The 408-nt window shown below is 57.6% G+C and carries 1 protein-coding gene; it reads left to right on the top strand.

Annotation, left to right across the window (positions count from 1 at the left end; genetic code table 11):
• Window positions 1–408, top strand: a 408-nt coding sequence (locus tag K0625_RS24360; protein WP_220111930.1) for a hypothetical protein, incomplete at both ends; no start/stop codon positions are given.

The following is a 408-nucleotide window of genomic DNA, read 5'->3' as shown; positions in this document are numbered from 1 at the left end:
CCAAGATGGCAACACCCTGTTCACGGGCACCGTGACCCAAGCGATGCTCGATAACGGCATCGACGTGAGCTTTGATGCACCGGCCACCGGCACCGACCTCGTGGTCACCGCCACGGTCACTGACGCTACGGGTAACAGCGCTGAAGGCTCAGATGCGGCGACGCTTGATTACGGCACTGGCACGGGCGCACCTGCTAGCCCAACCGTGGTCATCGATGAAGATGCCAACAACGATGGCTTTATTAATGATGCGGAGCTTGACGGTCAAATCGACGTCACCATCACCTTAGGGGCGGGCACCGCTGTGGGTGACACCTTAGTGGTCACCGACCAAAATAATGTCGAGCTATTTAGCGGCACCGTCACGCAAGCCATGATAGATGATGGCCTTGCCATTGCCTTTGATGC

The organism is Shewanella nanhaiensis (assembly GCF_019457885.1).
Lineage (GTDB): Bacteria > Pseudomonadota > Gammaproteobacteria > Enterobacterales > Shewanellaceae > Shewanella > Shewanella nanhaiensis.
Note: the sequence above shows the minus strand (reverse complement) of the source record. Positions and strands in the feature narration are given on the sequence as shown.